Source organism: Streptomyces lucensis JCM 4490, from assembly GCF_014650035.1.
Lineage (GTDB): Bacteria > Actinomycetota > Actinomycetes > Streptomycetales > Streptomycetaceae > Streptomyces > Streptomyces lucensis.
On sequence record NZ_BMUE01000015.1, the window covers coordinates 1 to 14,704 of the forward strand.

Annotated in this window: 15 protein-coding genes and 1 pseudogene; 9 read left to right on the plus strand and 7 right to left on the minus strand. The window is 74.4% G+C overall.

What is annotated here, in order from left to right; all coding sequences use genetic code 11:
- From IE177_RS27635 to IE177_RS27650, 4 genes are all read left to right on the plus strand, one after another.
- The coding region (locus IE177_RS27635; RefSeq protein ID WP_190018172.1) for a phosphoglucose isomerase-related protein at positions 1–148 on the plus strand (148 nt) is incomplete at its 5' end.
- A 2-nt stretch (positions 149–150) separates the two neighbouring features.
- Positions 151–1,029: a phosphogluconate dehydrogenase (NAD(+)-dependent, decarboxylating) gene (gene gnd / locus IE177_RS27640; protein WP_190018173.1), complete on the plus strand. Its 879-nt coding sequence runs from the start codon at positions 151–153 to the stop codon at positions 1,027–1,029.
- 87 nt (positions 1,030–1,116) lie between these two features.
- The gene (locus tag IE177_RS27645) at positions 1,117–2,559 is read left to right on the plus strand and encodes a pentapeptide repeat-containing protein (RefSeq protein WP_190018174.1); all 1,443 of its coding nucleotides are present in this window, start codon (positions 1,117–1,119) and stop codon (positions 2,557–2,559) included.
- Positions 2,560–2,686: 127 nt separating this feature from the next.
- Positions 2,687–3,352, plus strand: coding sequence for a TetR/AcrR family transcriptional regulator (locus IE177_RS27650; RefSeq protein WP_190018175.1), 666 nt, complete (start codon positions 2,687–2,689; stop codon positions 3,350–3,352).
- A gap of 7 nt (positions 3,353–3,359) precedes the next feature.
- Here IE177_RS27650 and IE177_RS27655 read toward each other — a convergent pair whose 3' ends face one another.
- Positions 3,360–3,956, minus strand: coding sequence for a TetR/AcrR family transcriptional regulator (locus IE177_RS27655; RefSeq protein WP_190018176.1), 597 nt, complete (start codon positions 3,954–3,956; stop codon positions 3,360–3,362).
- 99 nt (positions 3,957–4,055) lie between these two features.
- Between IE177_RS27655 and IE177_RS27660 the strand changes: the two genes are divergently transcribed.
- Positions 4,056–4,934 carry an NAD(P)-dependent oxidoreductase gene (locus tag IE177_RS27660; RefSeq protein ID WP_190018177.1) on the plus strand — a complete coding sequence of 293 codons (879 nt, stop codon included), beginning with the start codon at positions 4,056–4,058 and terminating at the stop codon, positions 4,932–4,934.
- A gap of 35 nt (positions 4,935–4,969) precedes the next feature.
- Here the strand turns inward: IE177_RS27660 and IE177_RS27665 are convergent, their stop codons facing one another.
- The gene (locus tag IE177_RS27665) at positions 4,970–5,407 is read right to left on the minus strand and encodes a PPOX class F420-dependent oxidoreductase (RefSeq protein ID WP_190018178.1); all 438 of its coding nucleotides are present in this window, start codon (positions 5,405–5,407) and stop codon (positions 4,970–4,972) included.
- An 83-nt stretch (positions 5,408–5,490) separates the two neighbouring features.
- On the opposite strand from IE177_RS27665, the gene IE177_RS27670 reads away from it, so the two are divergent.
- From IE177_RS27670 to IE177_RS27680, 3 genes are all read left to right on the plus strand, one after another.
- Positions 5,491–6,081 (plus strand): TetR/AcrR family transcriptional regulator, encoded by a 591-nt coding sequence (locus IE177_RS27670; RefSeq protein WP_190018179.1) that lies wholly within the window; start codon positions 5,491–5,493, stop codon positions 6,079–6,081.
- Positions 6,078–7,427 (plus strand): MFS transporter, encoded by a 1,350-nt coding sequence (locus IE177_RS27675; RefSeq protein WP_190018180.1) that lies wholly within the window; start codon positions 6,078–6,080, stop codon positions 7,425–7,427. The genes IE177_RS27670 and IE177_RS27675 overlap by 4 nt, the downstream gene beginning before the upstream one ends.
- 141 nt (positions 7,428–7,568) lie before the next feature.
- Positions 7,569–8,792, plus strand: a complete 1,224-nt coding sequence (locus IE177_RS27680; RefSeq protein WP_190018181.1) for a serine hydrolase domain-containing protein — start codon at positions 7,569–7,571, stop codon at positions 8,790–8,792.
- 86 nt (positions 8,793–8,878) lie between these two features.
- On the opposite strand, the gene ribA is transcribed toward IE177_RS27680, so the two are convergent.
- Positions 8,879–9,538 carry a GTP cyclohydrolase II gene (gene ribA, locus IE177_RS27685; protein WP_190018182.1) on the minus strand — a complete coding sequence of 220 codons (660 nt, stop codon included), beginning with the start codon at positions 9,536–9,538 and terminating at the stop codon, positions 8,879–8,881.
- Between the two features lie 39 nt (positions 9,539–9,577).
- Between ribA and IE177_RS27690 the strand changes: the two genes are divergently transcribed.
- The gene (locus tag IE177_RS27690) at positions 9,578–10,354 is read left to right on the plus strand and encodes a creatininase family protein (protein ID WP_190018183.1); all 777 of its coding nucleotides are present in this window, start codon (positions 9,578–9,580) and stop codon (positions 10,352–10,354) included.
- 430 nt (positions 10,355–10,784) lie between these two features.
- On the opposite strand, the pseudogene IE177_RS27695 reads toward IE177_RS27690, so the two are convergent.
- The 4 genes and pseudogenes from IE177_RS27695 to IE177_RS27710 all read right to left on the minus strand — a co-directional run.
- Positions 10,785–11,798, minus strand: a pseudogene (locus IE177_RS27695) (lysylphosphatidylglycerol synthase transmembrane domain-containing protein); the annotation flags it as partial.
- The gene (locus IE177_RS27700; protein ID WP_190018184.1) at positions 11,795–12,901 is read right to left on the minus strand and encodes a class I SAM-dependent methyltransferase; all 1,107 of its coding nucleotides are present in this window, start codon (positions 12,899–12,901) and stop codon (positions 11,795–11,797) included. The pseudogene IE177_RS27695 and the gene IE177_RS27700, both read right to left, overlap by 4 nt.
- The gene (locus tag IE177_RS27705) at positions 12,898–14,145 is read right to left on the minus strand and encodes a glycosyltransferase family 4 protein (RefSeq protein WP_373305192.1); all 1,248 of its coding nucleotides are present in this window, start codon (positions 14,143–14,145) and stop codon (positions 12,898–12,900) included. The genes IE177_RS27700 and IE177_RS27705 overlap by 4 nt, the downstream gene beginning before the upstream one ends.
- Positions 14,142–14,540, minus strand: coding sequence for a 6-pyruvoyl trahydropterin synthase family protein (locus IE177_RS27710; protein ID WP_190018185.1), 399 nt, complete (start codon positions 14,538–14,540; stop codon positions 14,142–14,144). The genes IE177_RS27705 and IE177_RS27710 overlap by 4 nt, the downstream gene beginning before the upstream one ends.
- Positions 14,541–14,704 lie beyond the last annotated feature (164 nt).

The window sequence follows — 14,704 nt, forward strand, 5'->3', positions numbered from 1 at the left end:
CGACCAGTGGGGCGTGGAACTCGGCAAGGTCCTCGCCAAACGCGTCGAACCCGCCCTCCCCGACGGCGCGGACGTCCCCGGCCTCGACGCCTCGACCAAGGCCCTCGTCGCCAAGTACCGCACCCTCAAGAACGCTCAGGAGAACTGATCATGCAGCTCGGTCTCATCGGTCTCGGCAGGATGGGCGGCAACATGCGCGAGCGGATCCGCCGCGCCGGCCACACCGTCATCGGCTACGACCGCAACCCCGAAGTCTCCGACGTCAAGAACCTCGCCGAACTGGTCGAGAAGCTGGACGCGCCGCGCAACGTGTGGGTGATGGTCCCGGCCGGCACGGCCACCCAGACGGTCATCGACGAGCTGGGCGACCTGCTCTCCCCCGGTGACACGGTCATCGACGGCGGCAACTCCCGCTGGACGGACGACGAGAAGCACGCCGCCGCGCTCGGCATCAAGGGCATCGGTTTCGTCGACGCCGGAGTCTCCGGCGGCGTGTGGGGCCTGGAGAACGGCTACGCGCTCATGGTCGGCGGCGACAAGGAGAACGTGGACCGGCTGCGGCCGGTGTTCGACGCGCTCAAGCCGGAGGGGCCGTACGGATACGTCCACGCCGGCCGGGTCGGCGCCGGGCACTTCTCCAAGATGGTCCACAACGGCATCGAGTACGCCATGATGCAGGCCTACGCCGAGGGCTGGGAGCTGCTGGAGAAGGTCCACTCGGTGGAGAACGTCCGCGAGGTGTTCCGCTCCTGGCAGGAGGGCACGGTCATCCGCTCCTGGCTGCTGGACCTCGCCGTCAACGCCCTCGACGAGGACGAGCACCTGGAGAAGCTGCGCGGCTACGCGGAGGACTCCGGTGAGGGCCGCTGGACGGTGGAGGCGGCCATCGACAACGCGGTGCCGCTCCCGGCGATCACCGCCTCGCTGTTCGCGCGGTTCGCCTCCCGCCAGGACGACTCGCCGCAGATGAAGATGATCGCCGCGCTGCGCAACCAGTTCGGCGGCCACGCGGTCGAGAAGAAGGACTGACCCGCCGTCACGTCCGCAAGGGAGTGGAACGTGCGTGCGTCAGTGCGCAGTTGACACTTTTCCCGGGGCCCGCCAGAGTCGCGGCCGATGGAGATCGACGATCTGACACCGGCCGAGCGACGAGTCTGGCGGGCCTTCGCCATCGGCGAGGAGGTGAACTTCCGCACCGGGCGGGCGGAGTGGGGCCCGGCACGCACCGTCCGCGCCCGCGTGCTGCGCTCCGTCCTCCTGGGCGGTCCCCGGCAGCCGGGAGAGACCGCCGCCCTCAGGCTCAGGGGAGCACGGATCACCGGTCCGCTGGACCTGCGCAACGCCTGCGTCGAGAGCGTCGTCCATCTCACCCACTGCCGTTTCGAGGACGCCGTGGACCTGGACGGCGCCCAGCTGCGCTACTTCAGCCTGCGCGACTCCGAGCTGCCCCGCCTGTCGGCGACACGGGCCCGCTTCGACGGCAACCTCCGGCTGACGCGCTGCCGGGTCGGCGGGCCGGTGCGCGTCGACGGGGCGAGGATAGGCGGGCTGCTGCTCCTGGACGGGGCGGTGCTCACGCCCGGGGACACCTCCGAGCCCGCCCTGCGCCTCAACCACCTCGCCGTCGACGACGACCTGTACGCACCGGGGCTGAGCGCGGGGGGCCAGGTGCGGCTCGACGGCGCCCACGTCGCAGGGTCGGTCGACCTGACCGGGGCCCGGCTGGAGGGGGCGGGTGCGACGGCACTGCACGCGCAGCCCCTCGCCGTGGAGGGCGACCTCCTGCTGCGCGAGTCCCGCGTCGCGGGCCGGATCGACCTGCGCGGCGCGCGCGTCACCGGGCGGCTGGACCTGTCGTACGCCGAGCTGTCGCACCCCGGGCAGACGGCGCTGCGCGCGAGCAGCGCCACGATCGGCGAACTCTGGCTGCGCGGCGGGCCGCCCGTGCGCGGCACCCTCAACCTGCGCCGCTCCCAGATCGACGTCCTGTTCCTGGACCCCGGGATGCTTCCCGCCGAGGTCCTCGTCAACAGCCTCGTCTACACCTCGCTCACCCCGCACGAGCCCGCCGAGCGCCGCCTGCCCATGCTGGAACGCGACGGCGACGGCTACGTCCCGCACGCCTACGAGCAGTTGACCGCCGCCTACCGCCGCATCGGCGACGACCACGGCGCCCGCGTCGTACAGCTCGCCAAGCAGCGCCGGCACCGCCGCACCCTGCCCTGGTACGGCCGGGTGTGGGGTGCCGTCCAGGACGTCACCGTCGGCTACGGCTTCCGCCCCCTGCGCGCCGCCGGCTGGCTGCTGTCGCTGCTCGCCATCGGTTCCGCCGCCTTCGCGCTGCACCACCCGCCGCCGCTGAAGGCGGACGAGGCGCCACCGTTCAGTCCGGTGTTCTACACGCTCGACCTGCTGCTGCCGGTGATCTCCTTCGGGCAGGACGCGTCGTTCGCACCGCGCGGCGGGTACCAGGTCCTCGCCCACGTCCTCGTCCTCACCGGCTGGATCCTGGCGACGACCGTGATCGCCGGCATCACCCGCACGGTCAGCCGCCAGTGACCCGGGCGCGGCCGGGCGGAGTGTGAGGAAGACCCCGGCGAAAAAGGACGGCCGTGATCCTAGAATCACCGGCACGCGCATGCGCACACGCCTGCCGCCCAGGCGTCCCACGGCCCGAAGGAGCCCGATGACGAGCGTCGAAGAACCGCCGCGAGCGGCGGGGCCCGTGCGCGACGCGGCCCGCACCCGGGCCGAGATCCTCGACGTGGCCACCAGCGAGTTCGCCCGGGCGGGGTACGACGGCGCCCGGGTCGACGAGATCGCGGCCCGCACCCGCACCACCAAGCGGATGATCTACTACTACTTCGGCGGCAAGGAGCAGCTGTTCACGGCCGTGCTGGAACGGGCGTACGGGGTGATCCGGGAGACCGAGCGGCAGCTGGACGTGGCGCACCTGGATCCGGTCGCGGCGATCCGGTGCCTGGCCGAGCTGGCCTTCGACCACTACGAGCGGCACCCGGACTTCGTCCGCCTGGTCAGCATCGAGAACATTCACGGCGCCGGGCACATCTCGGCGTCCGGGGAGTTCGGCGGGATCGGCTCACCGGCGCTGGAGGTGACCGGCCGGGTCCTGGCCGCCGGGCGGAAGTCCGGACTGTTCACGGCCGAGGTGGACGCCGTCGACCTGCTCGCGCTGGTCAGCTCGTTCTGCTTCTTCCGGGTCGCCAACCGGCACACCTTCGGCGCTCTGTTCGGCCGGGACCTGGTTGCCCCGGACCAGCGGGAGCACTACCGGACGATGCTCGGGGACATGGTGATCGCGTACCTCACGGCGGAGCGGGCCCCGGGCTGACCGCCGCTCACCCCGGCGGGACCACGGCGGAGTCCAGCAGGGGCCCGAGCTCGCTCACGACGGTGTGCAGGGGCCCCGCGTCCGCCTCGGCGCGGGCGAGGATGATCGCGCCCTCCAGGGTGCTGATCATCAGTGTGGCCAGGGCCCCGGCGCGGCTGCCGGGGACACCCATGCCGGTGAGGGCCTCGGCGAGGGGGTCCCGCCAGGCCGCGAACGCGGCGGCCGCCGCCTCGCGGGTGGAGGTGCATGCCGAGGCGCGGTCCACGGTGGCGGCGGCGACCGGGCAACCGGCGGCGAACCCGTCCGCCGCGTACTCCCGCGTCCACTGGCCGGCCATCGCGGCGAACAGCGCGCTCGGGGACGGCGCGTCCAGCCCGGACACAAAGCGGGCGATCCGCGCGCCCGCATACCGCCCGGCCCAGCCGACGGCCTCGTTGACCAGCTGTTCCTTGCCGCCCGGGAAGTAGTGCTGCAGGGAGCCGCGCGGCGCCCCCGCGTGCGCGGCGACCTCGCGCATGCCGGTGGCCGCGACGCCGTCGCGGCGGATGAGCTGGGCCGCGCTGAACACCATCCGCTCCCGCGGTCCCCGCCGCTCCTCGGTCATCCCGGCCTCCGATCCTCGCCTCCACTCTATGACCGGCGTCATAACGCCCGCTACTATGACCACTGTCATAACCGGTTCGTGGAACGGGAGGGCTGCTCCGTGAACGTCGGATTCATCGGTCTCGGAGTGATGGGCCGGCCCATGGCGCTGCGCCTGGCGGAGGCGGGCACGCCCCTGGTGGTGTGGAACCGGACCCCGGAGCGCGCCGAACCGCTGCGGGCTGCCGGGGCCGAGGTCGCCGCCGACGCCGGCGAGGTGTTCGCGCGCGCCGACGTGGTGCTGCTGATGCTCGCCGACGAGGCCGCGACGGACGCGGTCCTCGGCCGGGGCGCCCCCGCCCTGGCCGCGCGCGTCGCGGGGCGGACCGTCGTGCACATGGGCACCACCTCCCCCGACCATTCCCGCGCCCTGGAGGCCGACGTCCGCGCCGCCGGCGGCCGGTACGTCGAGGCGCCCGTCTCCGGCTCCCGGGTCCCGGCGGAGGAGGGCCGGCTGGTGGCGATGCTGGCCGGGGAGGAGGGCGCCGTGGAGGCCGTACGGCCGCTGCTCGCCCCGATGTGCCGGGAGACGTTCGTGTGCGGTCCGGCGCCCGGCGCCCTGCTGATGAAGCTGTCCGTGAACCTCTTCCTGATCACCCTGGTGACCGGGCTGACCGAGGCGTTCCACTTCGCCGAACGGCAGGGCCTGGACCGGCGGCTGTTCCTGGACGTGCTGGACGCCGGCCCCATGGCCAGCGGGGTCTCCCGGATGAAGGCGCCCAAGCTGCGGGAGCGGGACTTCGCGGTGCAGGCGGCCGCGCTGGACGTGCTGAAGAACAACCGGCTCATCGCACAGGCGGCCCGCGGGGCCGGCCTCGCCTCGCCGCTGCTCGACGTCTGCCACGGCCTGTTCGAGGAGACGGTGGCGCGGGGGCACGGCGGCGAGGACATGGTCGCCGTCCTGCGGGCGATCGAGGCGCGGACGGCCGGGACGCCGTAGCCCCGGGCCCGGGGACCCGGCTGCCGGCCGCTCCGTCAGCCCTTCGGGATGCCGTACACCCGGTCGACGTGCAGGCGCACCACGAGACGGTGGTCGCGGACCATCGCGTCCCGGTAGTCGTCCCAGTCCGGATGTTCGCCGAGCACGTCCCGGTAGAGCCGGACCAGCTCCTCGACGGTCTCGTCGTGCGGGTCCCCGGCGACCGGGGACAGCTCGGCCGTGCCCTCCGCGACGGCGTACGCCCAGCGGTCGGCGCTGGTGACGTGGTACGAGGCACGGGGGTCGCGACGCAGGTTGCGCGTCTTGGCGCGGCCGTCCGTTACGGAGATCCGGACGACACGCTCGTCGGGGTAGTAGGCGTGGCTGACGTTGGACAGCTGGGGGCGGCCGTCGCGCTTGAGGGTGACCAGCACCCCACCGTGGCCCTCGGAGAGGAGGGCGAGCAGCGCGTCCTGCGCGGAGTCCTGACTCATGTCCGGGTCAACCCTGCGCGCGGGGGCGCGCATTCCCGCGACCGGAGTAGACACTGTCTACGCAGGCTTGGTAGACAGTGTCCATGACTGAGTCCGACACGGGCCTGCGAGCCCGCCTGGTCGACGTGGGCGTGGAGTTGCTGGCCTCCGAAGGGCCCCAGGCGCTCACCCTGCGGGAGATCGCCCGGCGTGCGGGCGTCTCGCACGGGGCGCCGCGCCGCTACTTCCCCACCCACCTGGAGCTGCTGTCGGCCATCGCGCGGCGGGGATTCGACGACCTGGCCGACCGGGTGGGGAAGGCGCTCTCCCCCGACCCCCACGACCCTCTCGACCCCCGCGCCCAAGTGGCCGCGCTGGCGCGGACGTACGTGGACTTCGCCCTGGACCGGCCCGGCATGTACGAACTGATGTTCCGTCACGACCTGCTGGAGAGCGGCACCCTGGGGCTGCGCGGGACGAGCCTGCCGCTGTTCTCCCTGTTCGCGGACCTGGTCGGGGAGGTCCACCCGGAGGCCGACGCCCGTCGGACGGCGGGCGCCCTGTGGGCGAACCTGCACGGTGTCGCGCAGCTGTGGCGCTGGCGCAGCCTCCCGCTCGCCGTCCCCGGCGAGGACCTGGGCCCGCTCCTCGACACGGTGCTGGCGGCGCACCTCGGCCCCGAGGGCGGCCGGTGAACCCGCGCTGGACGCTGGCCGCCAGCGTCGCGGGCGCGGTGGTCGTCGCGCTGGACGGTACGGTTCTCACGGTCGCGCAGCCCAGCCTGCAGAGGGAGTTGCACGCCACGTACGCCGGGGTGCAGTGGACCAGCACCGCCTATCTGGTCGCGGTGGCGAGCCTGCTGGTGTTCGCGGGGCGGCTCGGCGACCGGTACGGACAGCGGCGGGTGTTCGCGCTCGGCATGCTCGGGTTCGGCGCGGTGTCGGCGGGCATCGGCCTCGCGCCCACGGTGGGCTGGGTGATCGGACTGCGCGCGGTGCAGGGCGTGTTCGGGGCACTGTTGCAGCCGGCCACGCTCGGCATGCTGCGGGCCGCGTACCCGGCGGACCGGCTCGCGACGCCGCTGGCCGTGCGAACCGGCGCGATCGGGCTGGCGGCGGCAGCGGGGCCGCTGATCGGCGGGGCGCTGGTGTCGGGTCTGGGCTGGCGGGCGGTGTTCTTCGTCAACGTGCTGCCCGCGCTCGCCTTCGGCCTGCCCGCCCTGCTGCGGCCGCAGGGCCGCCCGGCGGCCGTCGGCACACCGCTGGACCTGCCGGGTGCCGTGCTGCTCGCGGTGACGCTGGCCTGTGCGGTGCACACCCTGGCCGTCCGGCCCGTCTCGCCGGCCGGGGCTGTCGCCGCCCTGGTCACGGCCGCCGCCCTGGTCCGGCACGAGCGGCGCGCGGCGAGCCCGCTGCTGCCGCCCGAGGTGATCGGCTCACGGGCGGTCGCGGCGGGGCTAGGCATCCTGGTCGCCGTGTCCGCGTCCCTGTTCGGCGGCCTCTTCGCCGCCAATTACGTGCTCCAGCGCCGTCTCGGCCTGGACGCGTTCGACAGCGCCCTGCGCAGCCTGCCGCTGGCGGTGCTGATGATCTTCTCCGCCGCCGCGTGCCCGGCGCTGCTGCGCCGGTTCGGGGCGCGTGCCACCACGGCGGCGGCGACGGCGCTGCTCTCGCTCGGTGTGCTGGTGCTGTCGGGAGTTACCGCCGCGCCTGCCCTGGCGTGCGGGTTCGCACTGCTGGGCGCGGGGTTCGGCACGGTGATGGTGGCGGCGACCCAGGTGATCGTACGGCAGGCGGACGTGAAGGTGGCCGGTGTGGCGGGCGGGCTGCAGCAGACCGCGCTGAACGTCGGCCCCGCCGTGGGGGTGGCCGCTGCGACCGCGCTGCTGGACGCGGGCACCGGGCCGGCACTGCTCGCCCTGGCCGCGGTGGCCGCGCTCGGTGTGCCCCTGGCCTGGGCCCTGCCCGCCTCCGACGGCGTCGCGCCGCCCACGCCCACCGCCGGACAGCGGGTTCACAACGGCGTTCCTGCGGGACGATGAAGGATGCCGGCTCGGAGCACGGGCCGGCGATCCGGCGGGGCGGCGGTCCCGGCGGGGCGGCGGCTCCGACGATGTCGCTGTCCGCGGGGCGGCGGTCCGGCCAGGCGGGCGTACCGCGTACGACGCGAGCGGAGGAGAGCGATGGGGCAGCTGCGGCAGGAAGCCGAACCGGCCGAGGCGGGGCTGGACGTCCGGGCGCTGGACCGGCTGGATGGGCACCTCGCCCGCTATGTCGACGAGGGGCGGCTGCCCGGCTGCCTGGTGGCCGTGGCCCGCGGCGGCCGGGTCGCCCACCTCACCGTGCACGGCCTGCGCGACGTCGCGGCCGGGCTGCCGGTCGAGCCGGACACGCTGTGGCGGATCTACTCGATGACGAAGCCGGTGACCGCGGTCGCGGTGCTGATGCTGACGGAGGAGGGCCGGCTGTCCCTGGACGACCCGCTCGACCGCTTCCTGCCCGCGTTCGCCGGCCCCCGCGTGTACGAGGGCGGCGCGGGCGCCGACGTCCGCACCCGCCCGGCCTCCGGTCCCATCCTGATCCGGCACCTCCTCACCCACACCGCGGGCCTGACCTTCGGCTTCTACCACCAGCACCCGGTCGACGCCCTGTACCGCCAGGCGGGCCTGGAGTACTCGGTGCCGCCGGGGGCCGGCCTGGCCGAGACCGTCGAGACGTACGCGCGGATGCCGCTGCAGTTCGACCCTGGCACGCGGTGGAACTACTCGGTCGCCTCCAACGTGCTGGGCCGGGTCGTGGAGGTGGTCTCGGGGCGGCCCCTGGACGCCTTCTTCGCCGAGCGGATCCTCGGCCCCCTCGGCATGTCCGACACCGGCTTCCACGTCGATCCGGAACAGGCGCACAGGCTGGCCGAGTTGTACGGCGAGACGGAGGCGGGCGGCATCGAGCCGGTGCCGGGGCTGCCGGTGCGCGGCCGGCCCCGGTTCCTGTCCGGCAGCGGCGGACTGGTCTCCTCGGCCCACGACTTCCACCGGTTCATGGAACTGCTGCGCCGCGGCGGCGAACTGGACGGCACCCGGCTGCTGTCCGCCTCCGCCGTCGCCCTGATGACCCGCAACCAGCTGCCCGGCAACGCGATCCTGCGCGACTTCGGCGCCCCGGTCCACCAGGAGCCCGGCAACGACGGCCTCGGCTTCGGCTTCAACGTCTCCGTGGTGGTGGACCCGTCCCGCACCCTGGCCCCGTCGGCCCCCGGCACCTACGGCTGGACCGGCGCGGCCACCACCGCGTTCTGGGTCGCCCCGCACCACGACCTCACCGTGCAGTTCATGTCCCAGGTCCGCCCGAAGACCCTGAAACTCTTCCCGGAACTGCGACGGCTGGTGCACGAGGCCCTGCTCGACTGAGCGCTCGGCGAGGGGGGCGGCACCCGCACCCCGCCGGCCGCCGAGGAGGTGGAGTCGGCGGCCGGCCGGGGGGGACCGGCCGTGGATCAGGAGCTGTGGGCCACGGCGTCCAGGTGGGGCAGGTGGTGGTCCATGCGCTCGCGCTTGGTGCGCAGGTAGGTGATGTTGCTCTCGCACGGTTCGATCAGCAGCGGCACCTGCTCGGAGACCTGGATGCCGTGCCGGACGAGCGCCTCGCGCTTGCGCGGGTTGTTGGACATCAGCCGAACCGAGCGGACCCCGAGGTCGTGCAGGACCTCGGCGGCGACACCGTAGTCGCGGGCGTCGACGGGCAGGCCGAGCGCCAGGTTGGCCTCCACCGTGTCCAGGCCCTCCGCCTGCAGGGCCATCGCACGCAGCTTGGCGAGCAGTCCGATGCCGCGGCCCTCGTGGCCCCTGAGGTAGACGACGATGCCGCTGCCCTCGGCGACCACCGCGCGCATAGCGGAAGCCAGTTGGTCACCGCACTCGCAGTGCTGCGAGCCGAACGCGTCCCCGGTCAGGCACTCCGAGTGCAGCCGCACCAGGACGTTCTCCGAGCCGATCTCGCCGTGTACGAGGGCGACTTGCTCGTCACCGCGGTCGTGGTCCAGGTAGCCGATCGCCTGGAATTTCCCGTAGACGGTGGGCAGCGGTGTATTCACGACGCGTTCCGTGCCCGTACGCCGCGGGGACTTCTTGCCGAGGATGCCGATGTTTTCTGTCATGATCTGATTCCTAAGCAGAGACGAAAGGCCGTGAAAAAGATGAGTGGTTCGGGCGCACGGGCGGCGGCGACTGGGGTGGCACACGGTGTGGTGCCCACGGACACCACGGAAGAGGTACGGACGCGGGGGGCGGGCGTTTCAGCACAGGTGGCCGTCCTTCCCGTGGGCAGCTTCGAGCAGCACGGCCGGTTCCTCCCGCTGGCGACCGACACGCTGGTCGCCTGTGCCGTGGCCCGGGAGATCGCCGGCGCCTACCCGGTGCACCTCCTTCCTCCGGTGACCATCTCGTGCTCGCACGAGCACGCGGCCTGGCCGGGGACCGTCAGCATCTCCGCGCCGACCCTGCACGCGGTGGTGCGGGACATCGCCGAGTCGCTGCGCCGCTCGGGCGTGGAGGCGCTCGTCGTGGTGAACGGGCACGGCGGGAACTACGTACTGGGCAACGTCGTTCAAGAGGCCTCCGCGCGCGGCGAACGGATGGCGCTGTTCCCGGCCGCCGAGGACTGGGAGACGGCCCGGGAACGGGCCGGGGTAGTCACCTCGCTGCTCACCGACATGCACGCGGGAGAAATCGAGACGTCCATTCTGCTGCACGCTCACCCCGAATTCGTCCGACCTGGCTACGAGTCCGCCGATTTCACCGCCGACGACCGCCGGCACCTGCTCACCACGGGAATGTCCGCCTATACCGAATCGGGTGTCATCGGCCGTCCTTCCCTGGGTTCGGCGGAAAAGGGGAAGGAACTGCTGTCGAGCCTCGCCGAATCCTTTGGACCGTATTTCGCGTTGCTGACCGCCACCGCCGGGCGCGAGTAGCCTGCGGCGGCCGGCCGGCGGTCGGCACGGCGGCGGCGCGGCCGGGACCGGTCGCGCCCGCCCGTCCGGCCGGGGCCACGGCCTGACGGGCCGCCGTGGCGGCGACGTGACGGGCCGCCGTGGCGGCGACGTGACGGGCGCCCGGCGCGGCCGTCGGACCGGAGAGCGCCGCTACCCGCGGGCCCGCCTGCCCCGGAACCGGCGCGCCGCCGCGACCGTGGGCCGGCGTGGCCGCCGGACCGGAAGCCGTCGCACCAGCACGACCGGGCTCCACCGCGACCACCTGACCGGGAACCGGAGTCTGAGCGGGCTCCACCGCGACCGCCCGGCCAGGAACCGCAGTCTGATCGGGGAACGGCGCGACCGCCCTGTCAGGGCGCGTCGTGGTCGCCGGGCCGGAGGTTGTGGCGGCCTTGCCTCGCAGGTCCCCGTACCAGCGGGCGACGAGGACGACGGCGCCGGGCAGGCTTGCCACGAGGCTCAGTACGCCGTACACGACGGCTACGGCGACGCCTGTGCTCGCGCCCAGCCCCGCCGCGCCGAACGCCCAGGCGGTGACGCCCTCGCGGGGGCCGAAACCGCCGACGTTCAGCGGCAGGCCCATGGCGACGAGCGCGAGGACCGCGAGCGGGACCAGGACGGCGACCGGTGCCGCGGAGCCGGCGACCCGGGCCGCGACGACGAACATCGCCAGGTGGCCGGCGAGGACGACGGCGGAGGACAGCGCGATGCCCGGTCCGCCGCGCCGGGACAGCAGGCTTTGGCGGGTCTCGTGCAGGACGGCGCGCAGGGCGCCGCCGCGGCCGGGCGCGCGGTTCATCCGGACGGCCAGGACCACCGCGAACGCGCCGGCGGCCGCGAGGGCGGCCGGCAGGGCGAAGTCGCGTACCTCGTCGCGGACCGGGGACGGCAGGGTCAGCAGCACCGCCGCGCCGGCGACGGCCAGCGCGATCTGCCCGGCGACCCGCTCCAGCACCACGGCCTTCACCCCGCGCCTGAGGTCGCCGGCGCTCTGGCCGTGCCGCACCGCCCGGTGCACATCGCCCAGGATCCCGCCGGGCAGGGCCGCGTTCAGGAACAGCGCCCGGTAGTAGTCGGCGACGGCGGACCCCAGCGGCAGCCGGATACGCAGCTCGCGGGCCACCAACTGCCAGCGCCAGGCGCTGAACACCGTGGTGACCACGCCGACTCCCAGGGCGGCCGCCACCGTTGCGGCGTCGATGCGCCGCAGCCCGTCGAGCAGGACACCGGTGCCGAGCCGCCACAGGAGCGCGACGAGGATCGCCACGCCGACGGCGGTGCCGAAGTGCCTGCGCAGGGTGTGGCCGGCGCGGGCCCCGGGAGCTCGGTCCGCGACAGCGCCGTCCGTACGCCGGGCCGCCACGCCCGCCTGCACGCCGCTCTCCCCGGCCCGGCTTCCCTCCGCCACCGCCCCCGCGCTCATGACGCGTTCCCCGCCGGCCGGGGCAGCGCCAGCAGGTCGCTGTGGTGGACGACGGCCCGCAGCTCACCGGCGGCGCAGGCGGCGAGCCGGTCGCGCAGGTAGCGCTCGGCGCGCTCACGCAGTTCCGGCCGCTGTTCGACCGCCGCGCCCACCCAGCCGCGCAGCCACTGCTCGGTCAGCGCGGCCTCGTCCGGGCCGAGCCGCCAGGGGCTCGGGCACACGCGCACCGTGGCCCCGCGCTCGGCGAACGCCTCGCAGGCCACGGTGACCGCGTCCGGTCCGAGCAGTCCGGAACGCCGCTGGTGGGCGTTGAACGCCTCGGCGATCTCGGCGTCCAGCGGGTCGGCCGGGCCGAGTTCGACGCGTCCGGCCACGGACAGGGTCAGCAGCGCGGGGCAGCCGGCTCCCGTACACGCGTCGGCGAGCGCGTCGATCTCCTCGCGGGTGAGCACGTCGAGCAGCGCGGACGCCGTCACCAGCGAGGCCCCGGTGAGCGCGTCGGGGGTCAGCCGGGCCACGTCCCCGCGGCGCGTCTCGACGGTGACGCGGCTGCCGTCGGCGGCGGAGCGCGGGGAGGCCACGGCGGCGAAGTGCAGCAGGTACGGGTCGCGGTCGTGGAGGACCCAGTGCTGGGCCCCGTCCAGCCGGGGCGCCAGCCAGCGGCCCATCGACCCGGTGCCGCAGCCCAGGTCGTGCACGACCAGTCCGGCCCGGCCCGGCAGGTTGGCCAGCCGGATCCGCAGGGGGTCCAGCAGGTCCTGGGCGCGGGCGGCCGCGTCGGCGCTCTCGCGCAGCTGCAGCCATTCCGGCGCGTACCGCGGCGACTCCTCGGGGCCGCCGTCCCGCAGCCGCACCGTGGCCCGCTCGCCGGCCGGCCCGGCCGGACCGGCGCCGGCGATGACCGGACCGGCCGCACCGTCACCCGGCACAGCGTCACCTGACGCACCGTCACCGAAGTCCTGGCCGTTGATGCCCGCCTCCGGCTCCGTCCCGTCACCGGCCACGGTCTCCGCCTCGCTCGGTCCGGGCTGGAACGGGATGGGTCCCCTCGATCGCGGCCGTGCCGGAATCGGCCCGCTCGACGCGGTCCTGGAGCTGCTCATGCCGCCCTCCTCGGTGCTTCGGGGAGTCGCTGGAGGACTCCGGCCAGGCTGCGGGCGGTGGCCGCCCAGCCGTCGAGCGCGGCGCGGCGGCCGCGGGCCGCGGCCTTGAGCCGGCGGCGTACGTCGGGTTCGCCGAACCAGCCGCGCAGTTCGGCCGCGAGCGCGGCGGGGTCCTCCGGCGGGACGAGGATGCCGGGCACACCGCCGTCGGGGGCGCGGCCGACCGCCTCGGGCAGCCCGCCGACATCGGTGGCGAGGACCGGGATGCCGCGGGCCAGGGCCTCGGTGACCGCCATGCCGTACGTCTCGGCGTAGGAGGTGAGGACCATCAGGTCGGCGGCCGCGTAGGCGGCGTCCAGGTCGGCGCCGGAGCGCGGGCCGGTCAGGTGCAGGCGGTCGGCGAGGCCGTGCCGGTCGATGAGCGTGCGCAGGTGGGTGACGTACTCGGGGTCGTGACCGAGGCCGCCGACGCACTCGCAGGTCCACGGCAGGTCCCGTACCGCCGCGAGCGCCTCGACGAGCCGGTGCTGCCCCTTGCGCGGGGTCACGGCGGCCACGCACAGCAGGCGGGAGACGCCGTCGGTGCCGGGCGCGAGAGGCGCGATGTCGGCGCCGGGCGCGGCGACGTGCACCCGGTCGGGGGCGAGTCCGTGGTGGGACACGAGACGGCGGACCGCCCAGTCGCTGGTGGCGATCACCGCGGGCACCGCCCGCAGCACCGCTCGCTCGCGGGCGTCGAGGTCCGCGGCGACGGCCGCGTCCAGACCGGTCTCGTCGCCGAGCGGGAGGTGCACCAGCACCGCGAGCCGCAGGCGTTCCGCCTCCGGCACGACGATCTCCGGGACCCCACAGGCGACTATCCCGTCCAGCAGGACGACCGAGTCGTCCGGCAGGTCCCGCAGGGTGCGGGCGAGCCCCTCGCGGGCGTCGCGGCCGGGCCTCGGCCAGTCGCCGGGCGCGGCGTGCCGGGTGACCTGCCAGCCGAAGCCGGGCAGGTCCAGGCAGACCCGGCGGTCGTAGGCGTTGCCGCCGCTGGGCGCGGCCGGGTCGTCGACGCCGCCCGGCATGACGAAGTGCACGGTGCGCAGGGACATGGGGATGATTCCGGCGTTCTCGGCGGCGAGGGCGGTGAAGGTGGCGACGGGCTGCGCGGGCACGTAGGCGAGCCGTGCCTTGTGCACGGTGTCGCGGCCCTGGGCACCGGGCGCGGCCGGGCCGGCGCCTTCCACGGTCAGGTCGGTCACAGGTCACGCTCGTAACTCGCCCAGGCGATGTGCGACTCGTGCAGGGTGACCGTGATTCCCGCCAGGCCCTTGGCCCCCTCACCGAGACCGCCCCGGTGGACGCGTTCGGCGAGCCGGTCGGCGACTACCTTGGCGAGGAACTCGGTGGAGGTGTTGACTCCCTTGAACTCGGGTTCGTCGTCCAGGTTGCGGTAGTTGAGCTCGGCGACGACGGCGCCCAGTTCCCGTGTGGCCAGGCCGATGTCGACGACGATGTTGTCCTCGTCCAGCTGCTCGCGGCGGAACGTCGCGTCCACGAGGAACGTGGCGCCGTGCAGTCGCTGCGCGGGACCGAAGACCTCGCCGCGGAAGCTGTGGGCGATCATGATGTGATCGCGGACGGTGATGCTGAACAACGGACGACCCTCCAGGTGCGGCGCGTCTGGTCCCCCGGCCCTTGCCTGCCGGGGGATGCCGTGTAGTACGGCTCTTCGCTTCCCCGTGTTCAGCCCGCTCTCACTCTCTTCTCAGGTCAGTCCCACGCCGGCCCCACGTCCGGCTCCACGGGCCGGGCCCCGGG